The organism is Microbacterium sp. EG9 (assembly GCF_059759475.1).
Genome location: NZ_CM186217.1, coordinates 2,475,321 through 2,497,959 on the forward strand (window position 1 = coordinate 2,475,321; position 22,639 = coordinate 2,497,959).

General features: G+C 72.5%; 21 protein-coding genes. 9 read left to right on the forward strand and 12 right to left on the reverse strand.

Annotated features, from left to right (window positions below):
- Positions 1-10: 10 nt before the first annotated feature.
- Both AC6CQV_RS11670 and AC6CQV_RS11675 read right to left on the reverse strand, forming a co-directional pair.
- Positions 11-691 carry an asparagine synthase gene (locus AC6CQV_RS11670; protein WP_223848835.1) on the reverse strand — a complete coding sequence of 227 codons (681 nt, stop codon included), beginning with the start codon at positions 689-691 and terminating at the stop codon, positions 11-13.
- Between the two features lie 71 nt (positions 692-762).
- Positions 763-1,143, reverse strand: a complete 381-nt coding sequence (locus AC6CQV_RS11675; RefSeq protein ID WP_060959037.1) for a DUF5684 domain-containing protein — start codon at positions 1,141-1,143, stop codon at positions 763-765.
- 122 nt (positions 1,144-1,265) lie between these two features.
- Between AC6CQV_RS11675 and AC6CQV_RS11680 the strand changes: the two genes are divergently transcribed.
- The 4 genes from AC6CQV_RS11680 (at position 1,266) to AC6CQV_RS11695 (ending at position 4,888) form a co-directional block, all read left to right on the forward strand.
- Positions 1,266-1,877: a DUF4956 domain-containing protein gene (locus AC6CQV_RS11680; protein ID WP_205282255.1), complete on the forward strand. Its 612-nt coding sequence runs from the start codon at positions 1,266-1,268 to the stop codon at positions 1,875-1,877.
- Positions 1,874-2,698, forward strand: coding sequence for a polyphosphate polymerase domain-containing protein (locus AC6CQV_RS11685; protein WP_498259550.1), 825 nt, complete (start codon positions 1,874-1,876; stop codon positions 2,696-2,698). Before AC6CQV_RS11680 ends, AC6CQV_RS11685 begins: the two co-directional genes overlap by 4 nt.
- Positions 2,699-2,736: 38 nt before the next feature.
- Positions 2,737-4,578 (forward strand): carbohydrate-binding domain-containing protein, encoded by a 1,842-nt coding sequence (locus tag AC6CQV_RS11690; RefSeq protein ID WP_498259551.1) that lies wholly within the window; start codon positions 2,737-2,739, stop codon positions 4,576-4,578.
- Between the two features lie 67 nt (positions 4,579-4,645).
- Complete coding sequence (locus AC6CQV_RS11695; RefSeq protein WP_223848834.1) at positions 4,646-4,888, forward strand: hypothetical protein; 243 nt, start codon at positions 4,646-4,648, stop codon at positions 4,886-4,888.
- Between the two features lie 57 nt (positions 4,889-4,945).
- On the opposite strand, the gene AC6CQV_RS11700 is transcribed toward AC6CQV_RS11695, so the two are convergent.
- The 3 genes from AC6CQV_RS11700 to AC6CQV_RS11710 form a co-directional block, all read right to left on the reverse strand.
- Positions 4,946-5,929: an aldose 1-epimerase family protein gene (locus AC6CQV_RS11700; RefSeq protein ID WP_498259552.1), complete on the reverse strand. Its 984-nt coding sequence runs from the start codon at positions 5,927-5,929 to the stop codon at positions 4,946-4,948.
- 16 nt (positions 5,930-5,945) lie between these two features.
- Positions 5,946-6,779, reverse strand: coding sequence for a sulfurtransferase (locus tag AC6CQV_RS11705; protein WP_498259553.1), 834 nt, complete (start codon positions 6,777-6,779; stop codon positions 5,946-5,948).
- Between the two features lie 83 nt (positions 6,780-6,862).
- Positions 6,863-9,511, reverse strand: a complete 2,649-nt coding sequence (locus AC6CQV_RS11710) for a family 43 glycosylhydrolase (RefSeq protein ID WP_498259554.1) — start codon at positions 9,509-9,511, stop codon at positions 6,863-6,865.
- 422 nt (positions 9,512-9,933) lie between these two features.
- On the opposite strand from AC6CQV_RS11710, the gene AC6CQV_RS11715 reads away from it, so the two are divergent.
- Both AC6CQV_RS11715 and AC6CQV_RS11720 read left to right on the forward strand, forming a co-directional pair.
- A complete protein-coding gene (locus AC6CQV_RS11715; RefSeq protein WP_498259555.1) occupies positions 9,934-11,553 on the forward strand; it encodes an MFS transporter in 1,620 nt (539 codons plus the stop codon).
- A gap of 10 nt (positions 11,554-11,563) precedes the next feature.
- Positions 11,564-12,409, forward strand: a complete 846-nt coding sequence (locus AC6CQV_RS11720; RefSeq protein ID WP_498259556.1) for an NAD-dependent epimerase/dehydratase family protein — start codon at positions 11,564-11,566, stop codon at positions 12,407-12,409.
- Positions 12,410-12,419: 10 nt separating this feature from the next.
- Here AC6CQV_RS11720 and AC6CQV_RS11725 read toward each other — a convergent pair whose 3' ends face one another.
- On the reverse strand, positions 12,420-13,016 hold the full coding sequence (locus tag AC6CQV_RS11725; protein WP_101305547.1) for a PadR family transcriptional regulator: 597 nt from the start codon (positions 13,014-13,016) through the stop codon (positions 12,420-12,422).
- 79 nt (positions 13,017-13,095) lie between these two features.
- The gene (locus AC6CQV_RS11730) at positions 13,096-14,178 is read right to left on the reverse strand and encodes an FUSC family protein (protein ID WP_498259557.1); all 1,083 of its coding nucleotides are present in this window, start codon (positions 14,176-14,178) and stop codon (positions 13,096-13,098) included.
- Positions 14,179-14,260: 82 nt separating this feature from the next.
- Between AC6CQV_RS11730 and AC6CQV_RS11735 the strand changes: the two genes are divergently transcribed.
- The gene (locus tag AC6CQV_RS11735) at positions 14,261-14,962 is read left to right on the forward strand and encodes a GTP pyrophosphokinase (protein WP_060959027.1); all 702 of its coding nucleotides are present in this window, start codon (positions 14,261-14,263) and stop codon (positions 14,960-14,962) included.
- A gap of 93 nt (positions 14,963-15,055) precedes the next feature.
- Here AC6CQV_RS11735 and AC6CQV_RS11740 read toward each other — a convergent pair whose 3' ends face one another.
- Genes AC6CQV_RS11740 through AC6CQV_RS11750 form a run of 3 tightly spaced genes read right to left on the reverse strand, consistent with a single transcriptional unit; the run spans position 15,056 to position 18,187 of the window.
- Positions 15,056-16,033 carry a Gfo/Idh/MocA family protein gene (locus AC6CQV_RS11740; protein WP_498259558.1) on the reverse strand — a complete coding sequence of 326 codons (978 nt, stop codon included), beginning with the start codon at positions 16,031-16,033 and terminating at the stop codon, positions 15,056-15,058.
- A 7-nt stretch (positions 16,034-16,040) separates the two neighbouring features.
- Positions 16,041-17,207 (reverse strand): cystathionine gamma-synthase, encoded by a 1,167-nt coding sequence (locus tag AC6CQV_RS11745; RefSeq protein ID WP_498259559.1) that lies wholly within the window; start codon positions 17,205-17,207, stop codon positions 16,041-16,043.
- Positions 17,204-18,187, reverse strand: coding sequence for a PLP-dependent cysteine synthase family protein (locus AC6CQV_RS11750; protein ID WP_498259560.1), 984 nt, complete (start codon positions 18,185-18,187; stop codon positions 17,204-17,206). The genes AC6CQV_RS11745 and AC6CQV_RS11750 overlap by 4 nt, the downstream gene beginning before the upstream one ends.
- A 204-nt stretch (positions 18,188-18,391) precedes the next feature.
- Between AC6CQV_RS11750 and AC6CQV_RS11755 the strand changes: the two genes are divergently transcribed.
- Positions 18,392-19,693, forward strand: coding sequence for an O-acetylhomoserine aminocarboxypropyltransferase/cysteine synthase family protein (locus tag AC6CQV_RS11755; RefSeq protein WP_498259561.1), 1,302 nt, complete (start codon positions 18,392-18,394; stop codon positions 19,691-19,693).
- A gap of 80 nt (positions 19,694-19,773) precedes the next feature.
- A complete protein-coding gene (locus AC6CQV_RS11760) occupies positions 19,774-20,391 on the forward strand; it encodes a flavin reductase family protein (protein ID WP_060959022.1) in 618 nt (205 codons plus the stop codon).
- 28 nt (positions 20,392-20,419) lie between these two features.
- Here AC6CQV_RS11760 and AC6CQV_RS11765 read toward each other — a convergent pair whose 3' ends face one another.
- Both AC6CQV_RS11765 and AC6CQV_RS11770 read right to left on the reverse strand, forming a co-directional pair.
- Positions 20,420-21,415, reverse strand: coding sequence for a class I mannose-6-phosphate isomerase (locus tag AC6CQV_RS11765; protein WP_498259562.1), 996 nt, complete (start codon positions 21,413-21,415; stop codon positions 20,420-20,422).
- Between the two features lie 11 nt (positions 21,416-21,426).
- Positions 21,427-22,632, reverse strand: a complete 1,206-nt coding sequence (locus tag AC6CQV_RS11770) for an ADP-dependent glucokinase/phosphofructokinase (protein WP_498259563.1) — start codon at positions 22,630-22,632, stop codon at positions 21,427-21,429.
- Positions 22,633-22,639: the final 7 nt, after the last annotated feature.

Sequence of the window (22,639 nt, forward strand, 5' to 3'; positions counted from 1 at the left end):
CCAGCTTAGCCTACGCGCCGGGATGTGACGAATCGAGGCCGACGTCGAGCTCGTCCAGGCCGGGCGTCCCCGCGCCCGAGCGCTCCGCGATCTCCGCCGGCTCCACGCCCGCGGCGCGCTGCTTCTGCTGCGCGGCGACGCTGCGACGGTGGGCGCGCAGTTTCGGCAGGTCGACGAGCCGCAGCGCCTGCATACGGGCGTTGCGCATGCGGTCGTAGTCGGGGTCGAGGTCGGGGCGGGCGGCCTCGATGCGCAGCGTCCGGTCGATGTTGCTCGCGACCTCCGCCCATGCGGCATCCCGCGCGTCGATCACGAGCTTGCGCAGCTCCTCCTCGTCGTCGGCGCGCACCCGCAGCTCGTGCGCGACGTGCAGCGACTGCTTCTGCCGCCGGCGCAGGTTGCGCACGTCGCGACTGCGATAGTCGTGCGTGCCGTCGGAGTCGGTGTGGCGCCCGCGCGCCGCGCGGCGCTCGCGCTCCGTGCGTGCCGCGTCGTCCTCGGCCTCCGCGGCGAGGGCCTCCAGCGCCGCCTTCGCCTCCGGGAGGTAACGGTCGAGGTCGAAGTCCTCACCGTCGGCGAGGATGTGCACGAGGATGGTGTTCTTCAGGCTCAGACGCGTCGCGGCGGACGCGATGTACAGCCCCTCCGCGACGACGTCACGGGTGCGTACGCGCTTGCTGCTGGCTGCCACGGCACCCCCTCACCCTCGATCCTACGGAACCGGCTCCGCGGGGGTCGAGGCGGGCGCCGTGGGTTCCCGCCTCACGCCGGACGGGAGTAGCGGTCGCCGCTGAAACCGATGACGAAGTAGCCGATCGGCGCGATCACCCACAGCAGCACGAACGAGAAGAAGCCGCCGTGCCCGAAGCCGCGTCCGATGCGCAGCGCGACGATGATCGAGAACACGATGTTGACGAGCGGGACGATCGCGAGCAGTCCCCACCACGCGGAGAAGCCCGCGATCTTGACCTGGATGAACCAGTTCACGATGGGGATCAGGGCGAGGATGCCGGGATACCCGGCCTTGCTGAACACCTTCCACATCGCCACCGCGAGCAGCACGTAGTAGGTGAGGAAGAGCGCGAGCCCCGTCCCCTGCCCGAAGAAGGACTGCCACTGGTCGAGGGTGCCTGCGCTGGTCATCACGGCGCCATGCTAGGGCATCACCCGCCGACGCATTCGTAAGCGCGACCGACGCGCCGCATAGAAAGCGCATAGCGAGCCCGTCTGTCATGGGAATCCGGACACACACGTCAGGAGTTCCCATGGCCCCCTTCGCCGCCGTCGCCCTCGATCTCGTCGCGATCGCCCTGCTCGCGTTCGCCGTCTACTACCCGCGCCACCGGCGCCGCGACCTCGCGGTCGCCTTCGTGGGGGTGAACGTCGGGGTGCTCGCCGTCTCGATGGTCCTCACCGACACGGCCGTGGGGGCGGGGCTCGGGCTCGGCCTGTTCGGCGTACTCTCGATCATCCGTCTGCGCTCGCGCGAGATCGAGCAGAGCGAGATGTCGTACTACCTCGCGGCGCTCGCGATCGGCCTCATCGCCGGTCTGAGCTCGTCGGTGACGTGGCTGAGCATCGGCCTGATCGCACTCGTGGTGGGCGTCATCGCGGTCGTCGACAGCCCCGCGCTGCTGCGCCGCTCGCGCGAGCAGCAGCTCGTGCTCGACCGCGCCTACATCGACGAGGCCGAGCTGCACCGGGCCGTCGCCCAGCTGCTGGGCACCCCCGCGCACCGCATCACCACCCGCAGCATCGACCTCGTCGCCGACACCACCGTCGTGGACGTGCGGTACTCGGCTCCGCGACCGGGCAGCGCACCGTCGCGGCATCCCGAGACGCTGGAGACCATCGGCACGCAGGGGCTGGGACGATGAGCCCGCTCATCGCCCTGCAGCCGCTGCAGCACCTCGACACCGTCGATCTGACCGCGCTGAACGCGGAGGCCGCACTGCAGACCCGCGTGGACAGGAAGTACCTCCTCCCCCTCCGCGCACTCCCGGAGGTGCTCGCCGCGCTCCCCGCGGGCGCCCAGGTGCTGGAGGTGGCGGGCGAGCGGTCGCTGCGCTACGCCTCCCAGTACTTCGACACCCCGGCGCTGGACAGCTACTACGGCGCCGTCCACGGCCGCCGCCGCCGTTTCAAGGTGCGCTCGCGCACCTACCTCGACTCGGGCGGATCGTTCCTCGAGGTGAAGACCCGGGGAGCGCGCGCCGCCACCGTGAAGGATCGTGTCCCCGTCGCGGTCCACGCCGCCGACGACGTCCTCGACGACGACGCCGTCTCGTACGCGACCGACCTGCTCGCCGACGCGGGCATCCCCGACGCCGAACGGCTGGCGACGGCGCTCGTGCCGGTACTCGTCACCCGCTACCGACGCACGACGATCCTCCTGCCCGACACCGACCGCCACGACCCGTCGCGGGCGACCATCGACACCGACCTCGCCTGGCTGACGCGGCTCGACGGCGACGGACGGATGCTGCGGCTGCCGGCATCCGTGGTCGTCGAGACCAAGTCGGGCCAGCGCGCGGGGGCCCTGGACCGCGCGCTGTGGCGCCACGGACACCGCCCCGCGACGGTGTCGAAGTACGGCACCGGCATGGCCGCGCTGTACCGCGACCTGCCCGCCCATCGCTGGAACCGCGTTCTCACGCGGCACTTCTCCGCCGCGACGGTCACCACCGTCGCCGCGTGAGCCCCGCTCCTCCACTCCCCCGTCGAAAGGACGACATCATGAACGACACACCCACCGCCCGCACGCCCCGCACCCCTCGCGGCCGGCTCTGGCTGCTCGCCGCCCCCGCACTGGCGGTCAGCCTCGTGCTGGCAGGATGCGCCGCCACGGCGACGTCCTCGCCGACGCCCAGCGCCACCGCGTCCGCCTCCACCGTGGAGACGGCGTCCACGCTCTCCAGCGCGATCACCGGCGCCACCGATGCCACCCAGACGGCCGCCGACGTGCTCGCCGGCAACCAGGAGACCCACGACAAGGCCGACGACGACGCGTACGACGCGGCGACGGCGACCACGATCACCCTGTCCGGATCATCCGCGACCGTCTCCGGGGAGGGTGCCGCCGTCAGCGGGGCGACCGTGCAGATCACCGCTCCCGGGACGTACGTGCTCTCCGGCTCGTACAGCGGCCAGATCGTCGTCGACTCGACCGTCGACGGACAGGTGCGCCTCGTGCTCGACGGGGCCCAGATCGCCACGACGGCGGGTGCCGCGATCGACGTGCAGGCGGCCGACGAGGCGGTCGTGATCCTCGCGGACGGCACGACGAACAGCCTCTCCGACGCGTCGAGCTACGCCGACGGGGCCCACAACGCGGCCCTGTACAGCGCCGCCGACCTCACGATCACGGGCACCGGCTCGCTGACCGTGACCGGCAACGGCAACGACGGCATCGCCTCGACGGACGGCCTGGTGATCCAGTCGGGCACCGTCGCGGTGACGGCCGTCGACGACGGCATCCGCGGCAAGGACTACGTCGTCGTCCGCGGCGGGGCCATCACGGTGTCCGCCGGCGGCGACGGCTTGAAGAGCGACAACACGGAGGACGCCGCACGCGGCTACGTCTACCTCGCCGACGGCACCACGACGATCACGAGCGGCGACGACGGCATCGACGCCGCCACCGACGTCGTCACCACCGGCGGCACCCTGTCGATCGCGGCGGGCGGCGGCTCCGGCGGCGACGCCGACGGCGGCGCGAAGGGCATCTCCGCGGGCGTCATCGCCGTGCTCGAGGGCGGGACGGTGCAGGTGGATGCCGCCGACGACGCGGTCAACACGAACGCCTACGCGCACCTCGGCGGCGCGGCCGTCACCCTCTCCTCGGGCGACGACGGCGTGCACGCCGACCTGCAGCTCGTCGTCTCGGCGGGAACGACCACGGTCGCCCGGGCGTACGAGGGATTCGAGGCGGCGCAGATCACGGTCTCGGGCGGCGACACGTCCGTGACCTCGAGCGACGACGGCCTCAACGTCTCCGAGCCGGATGCCGGCGGAGGGGCGCAGACCCTCGTGATCACCGGCGGGACGCTCCTGGTGGACGCGCAGGGCGACGGCCTGGACGTCAACTCCGGCACGCTGACGATGTCGGGCGGCACGGTCGTGGTGAACGGCCCGACCGCGAACGACAACGGCGCGCTCGACGTCGACAACGGCATGACGATCTCGGGCGGCGTCTTCCTCGCCGCCGGCTCGTCGGGCATGGCGATGGCACCGTCCGCCGACTCGGCGCAGGCCTCCGTGCAGTTCACGACGAGCGGGACCATTGCGGCCGGCACGGTCCTGTCGGTGGTGGACTCGTCGGGAACGGTGCTCGCGACCTTCACGACCACGAAGCAGACGCAGAGCCTCGTCTACTCCGACGCCGCCCTCGTCAACGGCCAGACCTACACCCTCACCTCCGGCGGCACCGCGGGCACCGCGCTGCTGGGCGGGCTCACCAGCGGCGGCAGCTCCGGCGGCACGACGGTGGGCTCGGCGGTGGCCGGCGAGCAGACGTCCTCGGAGATGGGCCCCGGCGGCGGTCAGGGCGGCATGGGCGGCGGCGGCCAGCGTCCGTGACCTGACCGATAGCACGTGTCGGAGGGCCGGACAAGCCCCTCGTGGCGGCCCCGCCGGGGCGCCTACCGTGGAACGGACACTGTACGAGCTGGACGAGGGGAGTCACATCATGGGATTCATCGACGACGCGAAGAGCGCCGCGGAGACGGCCGGCCGCAAGCTCAAGGAAGGCTTCGAAGACACCGTCGACCGCGTCGAGGACAAGATCGACGAGGTCAAGGCGGATGCCGAGGTCAAGAAGGCCGAGGCCGAGCGCGACTCGGTGCACAAGCGCAACGAAGTGAAGGAAGAGCTCCGCGGAGACGCGTGAGACCCGCCGCACGACGAGGGGCCCCGGAGTTCTCCGGGGCCCCTCGTCGTTGCGGTGTCAGCGCGCGAACCCGGCGATCCGCCACGACGCCGCGGCGGTGGCGCCCGGCTCGATGACGACGAGTCCGGCGTCGTAGTCGTAGCGCTCGGCGTTGAAGGCATCCGGCGCGCACGTCATGGGCTCGACCGCGAGTCCGGCCCGGTGCCCCGCGGGCGCGCTGCCGTCGGCGAGCGGCGGGAGATCGGCGGTGTGGATCTGCACCCACGGGCACGCCGCGTCCCAGACCATCTCGACCCCGGTGCCCGACGGGTCGGTCAGGCGCACGACCGCGGCGCCGTCGGTGCGCTGCAGACCGGTGAAGGCGTGGTCGATCTCCACGTCGCCGAGCGTGCGCTCCGCACGCCAGTCGAACCGCGGCGACCCCGTGACGTCGGCCAGCCCGATCGGCGCGAGCTGCGCGTCGGTGACCTCCAGCACCTGGCCGGCGGGCAGGTCGAGCGTCCACTCGTCGAGCCGTGCGGGGCCCGCGACGAGATAGGGGTGCGGGCCGGTGCCGAACGGCGCGGCATCCGCGCTCCGGTTCGTCGCGGCGACGGTCTGCGTGAGGCCGTCGGCGGAGAGGCGGTAGGTGGTCTCGACGTGCAACCGCCACGGGTAGCCGGCCTGCGGCACGATCTCGGTGGCGAGCGTCACCTCGTCCTCGCTCTGCGCCACGACGTCGAAGTCGAGCCACACCGCGAGGCCGTGCAGGGCGTTGGGGCGGCCGGGATCGCTCAGCGCGAGCCGGTGCGTGTGCCCCGCGAAGGTGTACACCCCGTCGACCACGCGGTTGGGCCACGGAGCGAGGGTGGCGCCGCGGTAGGCCGGACGCACCTCGTCGGCGGCGAAGGGGACGACGAGGTCACGCCCGTCCAGGGTGAGGGCGCGCAGCGACGCGCCGACACTGGCGATGTGCGCTTCGTACGATCCGGAACGGAGGGTGACGTCGGTGCCCGAGGCGGGGACGGACGTCGCAGACAGGTGTGCAGGTGACAGTGGCATCGTCAACATCGTAGTGTCAGGGCCGGTCGCCGATCGCGACCGGCCGGCCGGGGGTATTCGACCACTGGCTCCACGACCCGGGATACAGCGCCGCGTCGTGGCCGGCGACCCGTAGCGCCAGCACGGCGTGCGCCGCGGTCACCCCCGAGCCGCAGTAGACCCCCACCGGCAGGCCGTCGAGATCGGCGTATGCCGCGCGCAGCGCCTCGGCCGGACGGAAGCGCCCGTCGGGGTCGAGGTTCGCGGTCGTCGGCGCGTTGCGCGCCCCCGGGATGTGCCCGGCGGCGGGATCGAGGGGCTCGATGTCGCCGCGATACCGTTCGGGGGCGCGCGCGTCGAGCAGCACGCCGTCGCGGGCGAGGGCGGCCGCGTCGTCGATGTCGAGCCGTCGGCGTCGCCCCGGGCGCACGGTCGCCGTGCCGGCCGGGCGCGTCACGACGCCGGCCTGGAGGGCGCCGCCGGAGCGCGTCCAGGCGCCGAGGCCGCCGTCGAGCACACGCGCGGCGATCCCGGCGTCCGTCAGCATCCACCAGGCGCGCGCCGCGGCAAAGGAGTTCCAGTCGTCGTAGACGACGACCTCGTCGCCGTCATCGATGCCCCACCGTCGCACGGCGCGCTGGAACGCGGCCGCGGACGGGAGCGGATGGCGCCCCTCCCCCGGATCGCCGTGGGCGGCGAGCTCGTCGTCGAGGCTGACGTACACGGCTCCCGGGAGGTGGCCGGCCGCGTAGGCGGCGCTGCCGTCGGGAGCATCGAGCCGGTAGCGGATGTCGAGGAGGACGGGCGGCGTCGGCGAGGACAGCTCGACGGCGAGGGCGCTCGCGTCGACGAGGGGCGTCGGGGATGTCATGGCTCCGACGTTACGCCCGACACGCACACGGGCGGATGCCGGAGGCCCGGCATCCGCCCGCGATCGAGCGATCCGACCGTCGATCAGTTCAGGCGACGCCTCCGCAGCACGACCGCACCACCGGCGGCCATGAGCAGCAGTCCCACGAGGACGCCCGCGACGAGACCGTCGGGGGTGCCGCCCGTCGCGGGCAGGGTGGACCCGCCCGCCGTCGTCGCCGTCGGTGTCGGCGTCGGCGTGCCCGACCCGGTGCCGGGGTCGGTCCCCGCCGCGGCGAGCACGGTGATGGCGGCCGAGGCCACGACCTCGCCGTCGACCCGCACCTGGATGGTGTGGGATCCCGGCTCGAGGTCGGACGGAACGGTGACCTGTGCCGAGAAGGCGCCGTCGACGACATCCGCCTGCGCCAGCGCGCGGTACGTGCTGGCGATGCCGACCTCGACGCGGTCCACCGCGAAGTCGCTGCCGGTCACGGTGAGCGCCTCACCGGCGCGCACCTCGGTCGCGCTCAGCGCGATCGAGGGGTCCGTCTGTCCGGGCTCGTCGGACACGGGGGCGAACTCCCAGCTGTCGACCTCGAACAGGCCGTCCTCGACCTCGGCACCCTCGGGCTGCGCGAACACGAAGAACACGTCGTGCGTCCCCTCGGCACCGGTGACGGCGGCCGACACGGTGGTCCACTCGCCGGCGGTGCCGGTCACGGGGATCTCCGCGACGACCGGTCCGTCGACGTTGTCGAGACGCACCTGGATCGACGCGCCCTCCACGAGCGGCTTCACCCGCGCGGAGACCGACTTCGCACCGTCGCCGAAGGCGACCTGCGACAGCGCCGCGAAGTCACCGTCGTCGAGGCTCGACAGCGCCATGTTGCCGCTGCCGTTGTGCTCGGGGAACTCCACCGATGCCTCCGTCGTCGGCACCGTCTTCACACCGAGCTGCCACGCGAGCGTCTCGGCCTCGAACGCGCGGTACGGGTCGAAGTCCTCGATCTGCGCGACACCCTGACGCGTGCCGACGATCGGCTTGATCGTCCCGTCGGCGTTGAAGTCGAGCTTGTCGATGTGCACCGAACGGTAGCCCTGCGTCTGGCCGGGCGTGCCGAGCGCCTGCGCCCACGCCGCCCCGCGCGTCTGCGCGTGGTAGGTGAAGTAGGTCTCGCCCTTGTAGGTGAACATGTCGGAGTGGTTGTTGCCGCCGTTGCCCGCCCCGAAGAACGCGCTCTGGTTCTGGAAGGCCACGCCCGCGTACTTCGCGGACGGCAGGTCCATCGGGTCGTCGGTCATCATGTAGGCGATGCCGCCGCGCGACGGGTACTGGCCCGCAACCTCGTTGACCTGGAAGTTCGACGAGTACGAGTAGTAGTACTTGCCGTCGCGCTTGAACATCGACGAGGCCTCGAACATGCCGGGGCCGTCGATCTCGACGGGGTCGCCGTCGAGGGTGACCATGTCATCCTTCAGCTTCACGACGCGGGTCGACTTGGGGTTCTGGGGCCCCTGGACGTTGCTGCCCGATCCGATCTGCGAGTTGCCGCCGAAGTACAGGTAGGCCTGGCCGTCGTCGTCGATGAAGATCTCCGGGTCGAACAGCCACATGCCGGCGGGGAAGCCGCCGCTGTTGATGTAGTCGCGCGACACCGTGTCGGGGATGATCTTCTTGCCGAGCGGGTCGGTCCACGGGCCGAGCGGCGAGCCGCCCACGACCACCGCGGTGCCCGTGCCGTTGTCGCAGAAGTACAGGTAGACCTTGCCGTCCTTCTCGATCGCCGCGGGCGCCCAGGAGTTGCGCGACCAGGGAGCGGCCGATCCGGCCCCGGCGATGGGAACGGCGCCGTGGTCGACCCAGTTGACCATGTCGGTCGTCGACATGACGTTCAGCGTCGTGATGGCGCCGTAGCCGTTGGACTGGGTGGGCAGACCGTTGGCGTCCTTGCTGTTCGCCTCGTACTGCTGGGTGTCATTGGTCGAGTAGATGTAGAGGCGACCGTTGTAGACGAGGTGGTGCGGGTCGGCGCCGAACTTCTGCCCGACGATCGGGTTGTGGTCGCCGACGGGCTTGGTCTGCACCTTCTCCAGCGAGGTGAACGCCGGCCCTGCGGGGGCGTCGGCCGTCTTCACCAACGACACGTCGTCGAGGAGGAAGTCCTGCAGGGCGGCAGAGCCCCAGGGCGTCTCGACGAACAGCCAGGCCATGTCGGCGTGCTTCGCCTCGGCGACGAAGTCGGCCGTGTACGTGCCCCATTCGCCCTTCGTGAAGGTCTGTCCCCGGTCGTCGCAGCCGTTGAAGTTCGACGGGCAGAACGTGAAGTTGAACCGCTGCGTGGCGGGGCCGTCGGTGTACTTGATCTTGCCCGTGAGGCGATAGGAGGCCCCCGGCTGCAGCTTTCCCGTCACGCTGGCGAAGGGACCGGACTGCGTCGCGGTGCGACCCGTGACCTTCAGCGCGTGCGCGCCGCTGGCGGCGTCGTCGCTCAGTGCGAGCGTGCCGCCCTGGACGGTGGTCCAGCCGGTGAAGCCCTCGACGAAGCGACCGTCGGGCAGGAGGTTGCCCGGCACGGCGGGACTCTCCGTGGCCGCGGCGAAGACGTTGACGGCGGGCACCGGCGTCGCCGCCGCGGCGGCGGGGGCCGCCGCGAGGGCGGAGAGCACGAGGGCTCCGATACCGGCGAGCGCGCCGGCCCGCCGCATCATCGGCCGATGCTCGGCGGCGGGCGGTTTCGTGGGTTGACTCACGTCGATGACTCCTTTGATCTGTGACTGCGGTGCGCCCATCGCAGGAGCCTGGCGTTCAGCGCGACCACGCGGTGCGAGGTGTACACTTTCGCCGTTCCGGACCGAGGCGGCATCGCCGCCCCTGCACAGTCAGGAACACTCCGACGACTCCTCGGACGGCGGGTGCACGTGAACGTGCGCGGTCGAACGTGCCGGCATGCACGATCGACCGGACCCCGTCCGGGGAGTCGTCCGGTCCGTGCGGAGACGGGTGCGCTCGGGTGAGCGACACTGCCCCCGACATCCCGTTTCAGATGGAACATTCGTGATGTTACCGCTACCACTGGCGCTCGGCAACGTTTTCGACGACCGTTTCGATGGTTATCGATAACAGACGGCGGTCGCGACTGGACGCACGCCGACCCCGGGTGCATACTTTCAGTATGACTGAAGGTGTGAAGGAACCGGCCCCCTCCCGGCGGGAATGGATGGGGCTTGCGGTGCTCGCGGCCGGCCTCGGGATGATCGTGCTCGACGGCACCATCGTCGGTGTGGCCCTGCCCGACATCATCCGGGATCTGCACCTCGACCTCACCGACGCGCAATGGGTGTCGAGCCTGTACGCCGTGCTGCTGGCCGCACTCCTGCTGTCGACCGGCAAGCTCGCCGACCGCTTCGGACGCAAGCTCCTGTTCCTCGTCGGCATCGTCGTCTTCGTGGGCGGCAGCGTGTGGGCCGCGGCATCCGCCACCGGGGGCGCCCTCATCGGGGCCCGAGCGGTGCAGGCCGTGGGTGCCGCGTTCATCATGCCCGCGACCCTGTCGACGGTGAACGCCGTCTTCCGCGGCCGGCACCGCGCCGCCGCCTTCGGGGTCTGGGGCGCCGTGATCTCCGGCGCCGCCGCGATCGGCCCGCTCGTCGGCGGCGCCCTCACGCAGTACGCCTCCTGGCAGTGGGTGTTCCTGGTGAACCTGCCGCTCGGGGCCCTCATCCTCGCACTCGCCGTGTGGGCGGTGCCCGAGACGCGCGGCTCCGGCTTCCGCCGCGGCGCCGACGTCGACGGGGCCCTCCTGTCGGCGATCGGTTTCGGCGCGCTCGTGTTCGCCGTGATCGAGGGACCCGACCTCGGGTGGTGGACGCCGAAAGCCGACCTCACCCTCGGCTCGTGGACCTGGCCGGCGTCCGCGCCGATCTCGGTCGTGCCGATCTGCCTGGCGGTCGCGGCCGTCGCGCTGACCCTCTTCGTGTTCTGGGAGCGGCACCGCGAGCGGGTGCAGCGCGACGCCCTGCTCGATCTGCACCTGTTCTCCCTGCGCACCTTCTCCTGGGGCAACGTGACCGCGGCCATGGTCGCGGTCGGCGAGTTCGCGATCATCTTCGTGCTGCCGCTGTACCTCACGGCCGCACTCGGCCTGTCGATCATGCAGACCGGTCTCGTGCTGGCCGCCATGGCGTTCGGCGCCTTCGCCTCGGGCGCGGCGGCCCGCCACCTCGCGGCGCGCTTCGGCTCCCCCGGCACGGTGCTGATCGGCCTCGGGCTGGAGGTGGTCGGCGTCCTCGTCCTCGCCGCCCTCGCGAGCGCCACCACCCCGGGCTGGCTCATCGCCCTGCCGCTGGTCGTCTACGGCCTCGGACTCGGCCTCGCCTCGGCGCAGCTGACCGGCACCGTGCTGCGCGACGTCCCCGTGGAGATCAGCGGCCAGGGCTCGGCCACCCAGTCGACCGTGCGTCAGATCGGCACGGCGCTGGGCACGGCGTTCGCCGGCGCCGCCCTGTCGATCTCGCTCGCCGTGACCCTGCCCGGCGCGCTGTCGGATGCCGGGATCACCGGCACCGCGGCCACCGAGCTCGCCGATGCGACGCGCACCTCGGCCGGCACGCTCATCTCGCAGCTGCGCGCGCAGGGCACCTCCAGCATGCTCGGCGCGCAGACGGATGCCGCCGTGCAGGCGCTCTCGGCGGGATTCGCCGACGCGACGCGCTGGTCGCTGCTGGTGGCGTCGGCCTTCCTGCTGCTGGGCCTGGTCGGCGCCGCCCGCCTGCGCACCTTCGCCCGCCGCTAGGCTCGGGCCCATGCGTATCGCCGTGACCGGAGCATCCGGAAAGCTGGGAACCGTCGTCGTCAACGAGCTCCGGGAGGCGGGCCACGATGTCGTCGGGCTCGACGTCGTCGGCACGCGCGTCGCCGGCTTCGTGCAGGTCGACCTCACCGACTACGGCCAGACCGTCGACGCCCTCCAGGGCGTGAACGACCAGCACGACGGCCTCGACGCGGTCGTGCACCTGGCGGCGATCCCGGCGCCCGGCATCCGGTCGGACGTCGCCACCTTCCACAACAACATCGCCGCCACGTTCAACGTGCTGTGGGCGGCGATCCGCCTCGGCATCACCCGGATCGTGACGGCGTCGAGCGAGACGGTGCAGGGCCTTCCGTTCGACGTGCCGCCGCCCTACATCCCCGTCGACGAGGCCTACGCCGCCCGCCCCGAGTCGGTCTACTCGCTGGTCAAGCACCTCGAGGAGACCCTGGAGAAGGAGCTCGTGCGCTGGCACCCCGAGGTGTCGATCACGGCGCTGCGCTTCTCGAACGTCATGGTCCCCGCCGACTACGCCGAGTTCCCGTCGTTCGACGCGGATGCCGCCCGACGCAAGTGGAACCTGTGGAGCTACATCGACGCCCGCGACGGCGCCGCCGTCATCGCCCGCGCCCTCGAGGTCGCCCCCGCCGGGTTCGACCACTTCCTCATCGCCGCCGGCGACACCGTCATGAGCCGCCCCAACGCGGAGCTCGTCGCGGAGGTCTTCCCCGACGTCGAGGTGCGCGGCGAGCTCGGCGTCAACGCGTCGCTGTTCTCGACGGCGAAGGCGCAGCGCCTGCTCGGCTGGACGCCGCGCCACTCCTGGCGCGACGAGCGCTGAGGGCCGCAGATCACGAGGCGGTGACGGCGGTCTTCGCCGGCCGTCCGCGCTTGGGCCGGTCGGACGAGAGCTCCTGTGCGAGCGGCACGAAGGACGGGCCCGAGAGCCGGTCCTCGACGTGGGCGAGCCAGCGCACCTCGCTCTCGGCCGCGAAGAGCGTCGCCGACAGGGGCAACGCCGCGACCACGGATGCCGGGTCGCCGACCTCCACGGCGACATAGCGCGCCGTCAGCTCGTCGAGCCGCCCCTGCGACGCCGCGCGCTGCGCGCGCACCAGCGGGAGCACGTCGACGCCGGGCAGGGTCGCGGCCAGCGCGAGTTTCAGCGTCAGCTCGTCTCGGGCGCCCTCCACCCGCTCCACGGGGGTGTCGAACCAGTCGCGGACGGCAGCGGAACCGGCATCCGTGATGCGCCAGTAGACGTGCCCCTCGGCGTCGACCTCGTCCTTGGAGACGAGCCCGTCGCGTTCGAGTCGTTCCAGCGTGTTGTAGATCTGGCCGACGTTCAGCGAGGCCGCCCCGGTGCGACGCGTGAACTCGGCGCGCAACTGGTACCCGTAGCAGGGGCCCTGATCGAGGATCGCCAACAGGCTCTGCCGTACCGACATCCGCTCCCCCGCTCCCCCGACCGCCCGATGTGCTTTCTCAGTATATGCATACGCGGAAACCACATGGCCGGCGCGGGCGTCACTCCGGCGACCGCCCCCGCACCGCGATCGCCGCGAACGTGCCGACGGCCGCGCCCACCAGCGTGTCGACGATCCTCTCGAGAGCGAGCGGGAGCGTCTCGACCGTGCCCGTCGCCGCGCCGATGAGCAGCAGCACGAGCGGGGTGATGAACACCAGCGCGAGCGCGTAGTGGCGCACCACGACCATCTCGATGGCGACCTGCAGCACGCCCAGCAGCAGGCCGAGCGCCCACACGGGCAGCGGCAGGAAGGCGAGGGCGAGGTAGAGCGCGCCGCCGACGACCGTGCCCACGGTGCGGTGGATGCCGCGCGTCGTGGCATCCCGCCGTCCCACCGGCAGTCCGACCACGGCGAGGCCGGCGCACACGATCCAGTACGAGCGCGCCGGGTCGACGACCGCGGCGGCCGCCACGCCCACGACGCCCACGACGACGGCGCGCAGCGTGAGCATGCGGGCGACGGCCGACCAGCGCGGCGGGAACAGGACGCCCAGCGGTCGCGGGCGTTCCCGTCGATAGCGCGGCAGGAGCAGGGGCGCCGCCACCACGAGGCACGCGAAGGCCCCCGACGCGGCGACGATCGCGAGGTAGATCCACGGATCGACGACCCGCGCACCGCCGCGGACGGCGGTCACCTGGGCCGACAGCCCGAACACCAGCACGAAGAACACCGGTCCGGGAGGGCCCAGCGAGACCGCGCCCGCCAGCGCCGCGGTGACCACCGTGGTGACGAGCACTCCGCCGAGCACCGCGAGCACGCCGCCGCCGGCCGCGAGCGTGCCGGCCGCCGCGCACACCCACAGGGCGAGCGCGAGCAGCGGCGCCACCCGGGCGCGCTCCCGCGGTCGCAGCCACCCGCCGTAGATGACCGCGAACGCGCCGGTCGCCGACAGCAGGGCGAGCTCGGCGTGACCGGATGCCGCGAGCACCACGATCGGCACGGCCATCGCGAGCCCCGCCTGCACGGCCAACGGCCAGCGGCGCCCGCGCGCGGGGCCGAACGTCGCCAGGCTCCGCCCGACGTGCGCCGCCTCCGCGCGCACACGATCGCCGAAGCGGGCGGGCGGGGTGGGCGACGGCATCCCTCCATTGTCCCCCGCCGGCGCGGCCGGGTCCTCCGAAGCCCACAGCATCCGCCGAGGAGCGCTCGCTACGGTCGGAGGCATGGAAGCGAGTGCGCCGGGCCTGTCCGTGTCGACCGACGAGGGGATCGCGACGTTCTCCGCCGCGCAGCTGCGGATGATGCGGGACGAGTTCCAGCGCTTCCTGCTGGAGTACCAGTTCGGGCTCCGCGAGGTCGAGACCAAGCTCGGGATCCTCCGCGACGAGTTCCTGCTCATGCACGATTACAACCCGATCGAGCACGTCTCCAGCCGCGTAAAGAGCGCCGACAGCCTGGTCGACAAGATCACCCGCAAGGGCGTCGAGCCCAGCTTCGACGCGATCCGCGCCGCGATCACCGACATCGCCGGCATCCGGGTGACGACGAGCTTCACGAAGGACGCCTATCGCCTCTTCGACCTGCTCACCCAGCAGGACGACATCACGGTGCGCGAGGTCAAGGACTACATCGCCCAGCCCAAGACGAACGGGTACAAGAGCCTGCACGTCATCGTGGAGGTGCCGGTCTTCCTCTCGTCGGGCCGCGTCGACGTCGCCGTGGAGGTGCAGTTCCGCACGATCGCGATGGACTTCTGGGCGAGCCTGGAGCACAAGATCTACTACAAGTACGCCGGGGCGGTGCCCGACGGGCTGCTCGTGGAGCTGAAGGAGGCCGCCGAGTCGGCATCCCTCCTCGACGCCCGCATGGAACGACTCCACGGCCAGCTGCACGGATCGCCGTCCGGGGCGATCCACGCCGTCTGAGCGCCGCATCGGATGCGGAGACGAGCAACGGATGCGGATGGCGAGCGCCCCCGCATCCGAGTCCGTTGCTGATCTCCGATTCTGCGAACGGGCTCAGTCCAGTGCGGCGCGCCAGTCCTCGAGCAGGCGCGCCGTCGTGCGGGTCTGCGACCACGGCATCTCGGGCACCTCGGTGCGCCCCTCGCGAAGCGCCCGCACGGTTGCGTCCGCCTCGGCGGCCATCGGGCTGACGGCGGCGGTGCGGATCGGCTCGACCGTCCCGTCGGAGCGGCGCAGCACCGCCTCGGCGGTCGAGACGACGCGGCTGCCCCACACGTTCTCGATCTCCAGCTCGCCGGCGGTGCCGCGGATCACGGCCCGCCGCGGCAGGTCGGCGGTGATCGCGGTGGCGATGCGCGCCTCGAACGCGCCGAACGCGATCGTCGCGCGCGCCTGCTCGTCGACGGCGCCGACCACGCCGTCGGCTGCGACGATCACCGGTTCGGCGTCGATCCCCGCCCACGCGGCGAGGCCCACGACGAGGGATGCCGGGTAGCACCCGACATCGAGGATCGCCCCGCCCGCCGTCGCGGGATCGAACAGGCGCCCGTCGTGCGCGTCGGCGGCGAAGCCGAGGGTCGAGTCCACCGAGACGAGCCCGCCCAGCGTCCCCGCGGAGACGAGCGCACGCAGCCGCTCGGGGAACGGACCGAAGCGATACTTGAACGCCTCCACCACCGGCAGCCCCACCCGGGCCGCGTGCGCGAGCACGGCGTCGGTCTCGGCGGCCGTCACCCCCAGGGGCTTCTCGCACAGCACCGCCTTGCCCGCGTCGAGCGCGGCGTGCGCGAGCTCGGCGTGGGTGGTGTGCACGGTGCCGATGTAGACGGCATCCACGTCGCCCCGTGCCAGCACCTCGTCGTACGTGCCCGCGACGGGCGCGCCGAACCGGTCGGCGAACTCCCGCGCCCGGATGCCGTCGCGCGCGCCGACCGCGTGGAGCACGCCGTGCGCCGCGTGCGGCAGCGCCGCCAGGAAGTCGCCCGTGATGACACCGGCGCCCAGGACCGCCCAGCGTGCTCTCTCGCTCATGCCTCCATCATGCCCGCAGGGCGCGGTCGAGGTCCGCCAGCAGGTCGGCCTCGTCCTCGATGCCCACCGACAGCCGCACGACCTCCACCGGCACCGCGGCCTCGGTGCCGCGCACCGACGCGTGCGTCATGGCGTCGGGGTAGTTCACGAGCGACTCGACGCCGCCCAGCGACTCCGCGAGCTGGAAGAGCCGCGTCGACTCCGCGAAGCGGCGCGCCGCCTCGCCCGATTCGAGGGCCACCGAGACGATGCCCCCGAAGCCGCTCATCTGCCGCGCCGCGATCGCGTGGCCGGGGTGGTCGGCCAGCCCGGGGTAGTACACGCGGGCGACCCGGTCGCTCTCCGAGAGGAAGGCCGCGACCGCCGCCGCGTTGCGGCTGTGGCGCTCCATCCGCACCGCGAGCGTCTTGATGCCCCGGGTGGTGAGCCAGGCGTCGAGCGGACCGGAGACGGCCCCGACGGCGAACTGCAGGAAGCCGATCTCGGCCGCGAGGGCGTCGTCGCGGTGGGTCTCGGCGAGCACGAGCGCGCCGCCGACGACATCCGAGTGGCCGCCGAGGTACTTGGTCGTCGAGTGCACGACCACATCGGCACCGAGCGCCAACGGCTGCTGGAGCGCGGGGGTCGCGAAGGTGTTGTCGACGACGACGAGCGCGCCGGCGTCGTGACCGATCCGCGCGAGCGTCGCGATGTCGGTGATCCGCAGCAGCGGGTTCGACGGCGTCTCGACCCACAGCAGGCGCGGGGCCCGCTCGGCTACGGCCGCACGGACGGCGTCCTCGTCGCTCATGTCGACCAGGCGCAGCCGCACACCCCACGGGCCCAGCACCCGCGCGAGCAGCCGGTAGGTGCCGCCGTAGACGTCGTTGCCGAGCAGCACCTCGTCGCCCGGGACGAGCACGGCCCGCAGCAGCGCGTCCTCGGCGGCGAGCCCCGACGCGAACGAGAACGCGTGGGCGCCGCCCTCGATCGCGGCGAGCTGGGTCTGCAGGGCGGTGCGCGTCGGGTTGCCGCTGCGCCCGTACTCGTAGCCCTGGCGGAGACCGCCGATCCCGTCCTGGGCGAACGTCGTGGAGAAGTGCACGGGCGGGATGACCGCCCCGGTGCTCTCGTCGGGGTCCTGCCCGGCGTGGACGGCGAGGCTGGCGAAACGGCGGGCGGCGTCGGTGGTCATGCGGATGCTCCTTCGGTGAGGGTGTCGAGAGGGATGCCGCGGGCCGCGAGCCACGCGTCGTCGTAGAGCTTGGTGAGGTAGCCCCGGCCGTGGTCGGGCAGCACGACCACCACGACGGCATCGGCGGGAAGCCCCCGCGCGGTGCGCAGGGCCGCGACGACCGCCATGCCCGACGAGCCCCCGACGAGCAGGCCTTCCTCGCGGGCGAGCCGGCGGGTCATGGCGAAGCTCTCGGCATCCGAGACCCGCTCGTAGCGGTCGACGACGGACGCGTCGAAGGTGTCGGGGTAGAAGTCCTCGCCCACACCCTCGACGGCGTAGCCGTGGATCGGTCCGCCGGAGTAGATCGAGCCCTCGGGGTCGGCGCCGACGACGACGATCTCGCCCGCCGTCACCTCCTTGAGGAAGCGGCCGGTGCCGCTGATCGTGCCTCCGGTGCCGATTCCGGCGACGAGGTGGGTGACGCGCCCGTCGGTGTCGCGCCAGATCTCCGGGCCCGTCGTCTCGTAGTGGGCGCGCGGACCGTTCGGGTTGGCGAACTGGTTGGGCTTGAACGCGCCGGGGATCTCGCGGGCGAGCCGGTCGGAGACGCTGTAGTACGAGTCGGGATGCTCCGGCGGGACGTTCGTGGGCACCTCCACGACCTCCGCCCCGTAGGCCCGCAGCACCGCGGTCTTCTCCCCCGTGAACTTGTCGGGGACGACGAAGATCATCCGGTACCCGCGCTGGAGCGCGACGAGGGCGAGACCGACGCCGGTGTTGCCGCTGGTGGGCTCGACGATCGTGCCGCCGGGGCGGAGCAGCCCGTCGCGCTCGGCCGCGTCGACGATGTTGCGGGCGATGCGGTCCTTGGCGGAGCCGCCCGGGTTGAGGTACTCGACCTTCGCGAGCACCGTCGCCTGCACCTCGGCGGCGACGGCGTTCAGACGGACGAGCGGGGTGTTGCCGACGACGTCGGCGATGTGCGAGGCGAAACGCATGAGGGGTGTCCTGAGGGTGGTGCCGCGTGCGCAGAGCGCGCGAGAGGGCGGCGGGCTGTCGGGTTCGTCGAAGGGAGCGCGGAGCGCTCAGCGACAACAACGACAGGTCAGGGCCACGTCAGGATGCTAACCCACGGCGAGGGGATGCCGCGAAGTGTTACGCCCGATCCGTCACATTCGTCGCGCCCGCCCTACTCTGTGCTGGTGAGCACGCACGACGACACCGACGACTACGGCTTCGACACCCGCCAGGTGCACGCCGGCGAGGTCGACGAGCGCAACCACGGTGCGCGCATCACCCCGATCTATCTGACGGCGGCCTACCGCTTCGACTCGTTCGCGCAGGCGGAGGACCGCTTCACGGGTGCGGAGGCGGGCCAGCTGTACTCGCGCAACCTCAACCCGACCCACGAGGTCGCCGAGCGGCGCATCGCATCGCTGGAGGGCGGCACCGGGGCGATCGTGGTGGGCTCCGGTCAGGCGGCGATCACCGCGCTGCTGCTGGGGCTCGCGGGCGCCGGTGAGCGGCTGGTGTCGACCGCGAGCATCTACAGCGGCACCCGCATCCTCTTCGACCGCACCTTCGCGCGGCTGGGAGTGACGACCGACTACGTGCGCGACCCGGCCGACGAGGCCGAGTGGGAGCGTCTGATCACGCCGCAGACGAAGGCGATCTTCGTCGAGACGATCCCCAACCCGAAGAACGACCTCGTGGACGTCGCCGCCGTCGCCCGCATCGCCCGGCGCCACACGATCCCGCTCATCGTCGACAACACCGTCGCGACGCCCTACCTCATCCGCCCGCTCGAGCACGGCGCCGATGTCGTCGTGCACTCCTCGACGAAGTTCCTCACCGGGCACGGCGCCGCACTGTCGGGGGTCATCGTCGACGGCGGACGGTTCGACTGGGCGGGCTCGTCGCGCGCCTACCCGGGCCTCACCGCGCCGATCGCCCCCGGCCGCCCGTCGCTCGTCGACAGCCACGGCGAGCGAGCGCTGGAGGCGTACCTGCGCTTCGGCATCGTCAACGACCTCGGTGCGGCACTGTCGCCGGTCAACTCCTTCCTGCTGCAGCAGGGCATCGAGACGCTGTCGCTGCGGATGGCGAAGCATCTCGAGAACGCCGCGGTCGTCGCGCGCTGGCTCGACGCCCACCCCGCGGTGGAGAGCGTCGACTTCGCGGGCCTGGCGTCGAGTCCGTACCATCGCATCGCCCAGGAGCGCTTCGGCGGTCACGCCGGCTCCGTGTTCGCCTTCACGGTGCGCGGCGGTCGGCCCGCCGCCGAGCGGTTCTTCGACCGTCTCCGCCTCATCAGCCGGATGACGAACATCGGCGACGTCCGCTCGATGGCGCTGCACCCGGCCACGACGACGCACGTCTCGTTCTCGCCCGAGGAGCGGGCGCGTCTGGGCATCGGCGACGGTCTCATCCGGCTCTCGATCGGCATCGAGACGGCATCCGATCTCCTCGCGGACCTCGACCGCGCGCTCTCCGCCGCCTCCTGAAGGCCCGGCCGCGACGCGCGACATGTCGCCGTGTTGCGCGCAGCGGAGCCCACCCCCGTCCGGGCGCTTACCGTGGATGTATGACCTCGTCGCCCCCCGCACCGATCGACGCACCGTTCGCGGCTCCCGAGCCCACCGACGCCCGCGACGGCCGAGGCGCGGATCTCGCCGCCGCGGGTTTCGCCTCGTCGCTGTCGGCGGACGAGTTCAAGGCGCTCTTCCGGGGCCACCCGGGCGGAGTCGCCGTGATCACCGCCGACGCCGGTGACGGGCCGGTCGCCCTCACCGCGACCAGCGTGTCGAGCGTGAGCGCCGAGCCGCCGCTGCTGATCTTCTCGGTGTCGTCGCAGTCGTCGTCGGCGGCCGTCCTCGCCGCCGCCGAGACGGTCGTGGTCCACCTCCTCGACGCGAACGACCTCGACCTCGCGCGTCTGGGCGCGACGAGCGGCGTCGACCGCTTCGACGGCTCGCGCCCCTGGTCGCGCCTGGTCACCGGCGAGCCGGTGTACCACGACGTCCGCGCGTGGGTGCGCTGCGCCGTCATCGAGCGGATGGATGCCGGAGGCTCCACCGTCTTCGCCGCCCACGCCCTGCAGTCGCAGCTCGAGCGCGATGTCGCCGTCGGCGACCACGGCGACGCGCTGGTGTACCACAACCGCACGTGGCACCGCCTCGGCGACCACTCCCGCCTCTCCTGACGCCCGGAGGCATCGGCGGCCCCCTCGACTAGGGAGCGGGCGGCCGGGCGACGAGGATCTCGCCGCGTCCGCTCGCCGTGACGGCGCCCTCGGCCGCGGCGATCAGCCAGGTCGTGCCCGCCGGCGCCTCCTGGCCGCCGAGCCGCAGCTCTCCCATACTCACGACGGCGACGGCGAAGCCCGCGGCCAGCGCCCGCTCGCCGTCGAGCGCGTGGCGCTCCAGCCGGAAGAAGGGATCGGCCGCGGCGGGGAACACCGACCCGTCGGTCTCGGCGGGTGCCGGGTGGACGAGACGGGCCATCTCGGCGGAGCTGCGGGCGCGGTGGGTGACGGCGGTCAGCGCCCGGTCGAACCCGATGCCGACGTGGCCGTCGACGGCGCCGTCCAGCGCGAACCCGCGCCACTCCAGCAGGATCGACAGGTCCTCGGGCTGCTGCAGTTCGAGCAGGAGGACGCCCGCGCCGATCGCGTGCAGCTCACCGGGCGGCACCCACACCACATCGCCCGGACGCACCGCGGTGCGGTGCAGCAGCCCGAGCAGCGCGTCGGTGTCCTGGCGCGCGACGAGCGCGGCCAGCCGCGCCGGCTCGACGTCTTCGCGCAGTCCCAGGTGCACGGTCCCCTCGGAGAGGATGTACCAGGCCTCGGCCTTGCCGTGGGCCCGGCCCAGGTGCGCCGCGGCGAAGGCGTCGTCGGGATGGGCGTGCACGGGCAGGCGCTGGCCCGCGTCGAGGAGCTTCACGAGCAGCCGCGTGTCGCTCCCCCACCGGTGCGCGTGCGCGGCGCCCAGCCAGTGCACCGGGTCGGCCGCCACCGCATCGCGCAGCAGCACGCCGTCCGGGAGCACGGTCAGCCCCGTGCGGGTCTCGCCCGCGACGGTCGTCGTCGAGGCGATCCAGTCCTCCGGCTCGCGTTCCTCCGCCGCGCGTCCGGCCGGCCGCGGCGCCCCGCGGAAGAGCGCGATGCGTTCACCGCCGCGATAGAAGCGTGCGGCGGGACGGTTCGCGGACAGACGGATCGGCATCGCGGTCGCCCTCAGTGCGCGGTCGCGGCGTCGACGGCCGCGCGGGTCACGGACAGGAAGCCGCCGACGAAGCTGTCGCCCAGCCCGATGGTGGTGGGGGTCGGGGTGTCGGCGACGACGGCCGCCACGCCCGCGGCATCCGGGCGGTGGGCGCCGACGGCCGCGACGACGCCGACGCCGTCCGGATGCCGCGGCAGGCGCGACGTGACCTCGAGGTCGGCCGCGTCGAAGACGTCGCCGAGCCGGTACCGCGTGGCCGAGACCCGCACGGCCGCCTCGAGGGCGGCGCGATGGCGGGGCGCGTCGGGTCCGACGGCGATCGACCAGAAGCGGGTGTGGACCACGAGCGCCGGCACCGGGATGAGGCCATGCGCCTCGTCGAGGGCGGCCGCCACGTCCGCCCCGTCGCGCAGGTCGACCTCGCGGCCGACGTACTCCTGCAGCTCGTCCTCGTTCATGCCGTACACGTCGATGCGCGGGAGGAGGCGGTCTCGGGCGATCGCGGCGAAGTCGCGACGGTAGAACCCGGCATCCTCGTAATAGACGAGCGCTCCCCACGGAAGCTGCCGCATCGCGGCCCAGAGGTCGTCGAGGCGCGACGCCAGGAGCGCCGCGTCCTGCATCGTGTTGAAGCCCGACACGAGGAAGGCGTCCGCGGTGCGCAGGCGATCGCCCAGCTGCGCGGAGATCGCCATCTCCCGGTTCGGACGGTCGTTGGCCACGATGACGCGGTTCGCGGAGGGCGCCACGACCTCGCCGTCGGCGAGCGCGACGGTCGCGCCCTCCGGATACTGCACGATCAGGTGCGGGTCGAGGGTGTCGGCCGTCGCCGAGCACACCCAGTCGATGATCGGCGGCATGAGACGACGCACGTTGTCGTCGATGCTCACCAGGTGCTGGGTGCTGGGGATGCCGAGGTTCGCCAGCGCGATCCCCGCCCGCACCCCCGTGCCGCCGAGCGTCACGGACGTCTCGAACCGCGCCGCGAAGCGCTCGAGGATGTCGGAGGAGGCGGCGAACCGCTCTCCCCCGACGCCGCGCTCGAAGAGGGCGAGGATCGCGACGATGAGCGCGCGCTCGTCGTCGATGGGGGCCGTGGTCGTCAGCTCGGCCCGCCGCACACCGTGCCGGCGCGCGAGGGCGCTGATGACCGCGGCATCCCACCGGATCTCGTAGTCGACGGTGCCGCCGAGGCCGAGGACGAGTCGCGCGCTCATGGTGTCG